Source organism: Variovorax sp. dw_954, from assembly GCF_018449755.1.
In the GTDB taxonomy this organism is placed as follows: domain Bacteria; phylum Pseudomonadota; class Gammaproteobacteria; order Burkholderiales; family Burkholderiaceae_C; genus Variovorax.
In genome coordinates, this window is sequence record NZ_JAAVVD010000075.1 from 1 (window position 1) to 2,514 (window position 2,514).

General features: G+C 62.7%; 2 protein-coding genes. One reads left to right on the top strand and one right to left on the bottom strand.

The window, feature by feature from the left end; all coding sequences use genetic code 11:
- On the bottom strand, nt 1-219 hold a 219-nt coding region (locus tag HB681_RS37505; protein ID WP_213959967.1), incomplete at its 3' end, for a hypothetical protein.
- Between HB681_RS37505 and HB681_RS37510 the strand changes: the two genes are divergently transcribed.
- Complete coding sequence (locus HB681_RS37510; protein WP_213959968.1) at nt 206-1,945, top strand: CHAT domain-containing protein; 1,740 nt, start codon at nt 206-208, stop codon at nt 1,943-1,945. The two genes, HB681_RS37505 and HB681_RS37510, sit on opposite strands and share 14 nt — an antisense overlap.
- Nucleotides 1,946-2,514: the final 569 nt, after the last annotated feature.

The window sequence follows — 2,514 nt, forward strand, 5'->3', positions numbered from 1 at the left end:
TGAGCTGACACCCGCGAGGTGCATAAGCAGACCGACAGTTTGGCGGCTCAACCGAATGAAGTGTTCAATCACAGCTACCAAGTATTCGACGTCCGGTTCTCCGGCGGCGTGCGACGTGGATATGTTCGGCGCCCGGGAGTAAGCTGCCGGCGAGCCAGCTGAAACAATTTGCTTAGGCCTCTTAGGGCTTGGGAGGAGCGCCATGGTGAGGGTCTTCATCAGCTATCGACGCGCCGACAGCGGCGGCTGGGTGCGTGCGCTCGACACACGGATGGCCGAGGCTTTGGGCCGGGAGAACGTCTTCTGCGACATCAAGAGCATCGCTCCCGGGGTTGACTTCGAACGAGAACTGAAGAGCCGGCTCATGAGGTGCGACGTGGCGCTCGTAGTCGTTGGACAGCTCTGGGCATCGATCCGGGGAGGCGGACGTGCCCGTCGAATCCTCGAGCCAGACGACCTGGTGCGTCAGGAAGTTGAGTTGGCATTGAAGCACGGACTCACAGTCGTGCCGGTCACGGTGGGGGATGCTACGTTGCCAAGCGCAGAACAGTTGCCCTCGCGACTGCGCCGCATGCTGCGAAACAACGCGTACGAGCTGAGCGTCAAGCACTTTGACGCCGACATCGACGGACTGATCGTCGCCCTCCAACAGATGCCCCGCCGTGTTGCCAGTCCCTCAGCGGCTGGTCCGGCAGCGCCACAGGCGGAGGGCAAGCCTAACGCAAGTCAGGGCGAAACGGCCGCCACCGAGGTCGCCGACACCGAAGTCGTGCCAATTGAAGACGAACCTTCCTCGGACGGCCAAGCGCCGCCACTATCAGCTGCCAGCAATACCCTGCTGGCTGCCCTGCGGAGTCGGATGGACGAACGGCCAGTCGGCGCAAGCACAGTTGTGCGTTTGCGTATCACCCGGCAGGGGGACCAATGGTCCATCGTGGCAGAAAACGCAGCCAGCTCGTCGGCGACTGCGATGGGTCAAGAGCAGGTGTCGATCGGGCACTCGGCTCTTGAACTGGCACTAAAGGAACTGCGGTATCGCTTCGCGTGGCAAGACCTGTTGGAAGCGGGACAAGTGCTGTACCGATTGCTGATTCCTCGGTCACTCCGGCCGCTCATAGACAGTGCCACTCACCTGCAGGTGGTCGCGGATGGCGAAGCGGATCTTGTCCCTTGGGAAATGCTGAAGTCGCCGGCGCGCCCGATGCCTTTGGGGTTTCAGGCGCTGCTCTCTCGCGATTGCCCTGGCATTCCTGCCCGCCGCCCGGCGAAGCGACTGCGGCCACAGGCCAGCGCACTGGTGATGCTGGGAGGTACCGCCGGTCCCTTGCTGCCCGACCTGCCAGGGGCCCGCGCAGAGGTAGCGAAGGTGGCGGACGCGCTTGAAGGCGCTGGCTTCACCGTCGATCGGCTGGTCGAGCCGGCCCCGTCGGATGCGCTGCGCGTTCTTGCCCTCGGCGACCATCGGGTCCTGCATCTCGGTGGCCACAGCGTGTCGAATTGGCTGCCCGACACGCCGGGCGCCGCGACCGCCGATGCGGCCGAGCGCCGCCCGTTAAGTGGACTGGTGATCGGTGAGCGCACCGTGCTGACCGCACACGAGCTGCTCCTCAGCGATGAACCACCCGAACTTGTCACCTTGGGAACCGACCGAATCGCGCATTGGGCGCCGGTCTTGCGCGCTGGTGGCAGCGAGGCCGTCATCGCAGCGCACGAGCCGGTGGACGACAACGGGGCGCTCCTTTTCTTCTCCGCCTTCTATCGACACCTGTGCGCCGGGGCCGGAGCGTTCGCGGCGGCAATGAAAGCGCGATACGAAACAGCGCTAGTAGGCACCGACTCGGCGATTGCCGCCTCTCTGTACCTGCGCTTCTATGGCGACCACGACTATCGCTTGGCGGCCGTCCAGGCGAAGGCGGTAGTCGCTAGCGCAGAACCGGCAAAGTAGCCAGATGCCCTCGCCGATGAGCATCGTCGGCACGTCGTAGCGGTTGGCGTCCAATCTGTTGCGGTTCGAGGTCGAACTGGCTCTGATCCTACTGCTCAAGAAGATCACGATGCCCCGAATCTCATCAGCTCAGCCAAGTGGAACTGAGGAAAGTCTACTGTCGGAGCGCACATTCTTTGCGGCAAAGCGCCAAGGTCTGCCGACAGCGCCGCGAGGGTCTTCTCATAATCAAACCATTGGACAAGCTCCCAATGAAAGTATCCGTGATCTTGTCGACGGCAAGCCAGGGAAACGATGTTGCGCGCTGGGCACTGTCCCGAGCCGACGTGGCGTGATACAGCTTTGACGCGCTCGTCGCGGTGCGGAGCAAGTTCGCAGACCAACCACGACGCAGGTAGTACGCGCGAAACCAGTGACGACTGGTCTGCCGGAAACGAGCCGGAAGTGCCACACAGGTTAGCAACTGGAATTGCAGCAGGATCTGCTGAGGCCAGCGTTCACGTTAGAAGTCAGCTTGCCGGCGTGGCTTCATCCGACGGCTTCTGGCCGTTATGAAAAGCTTTCCATAA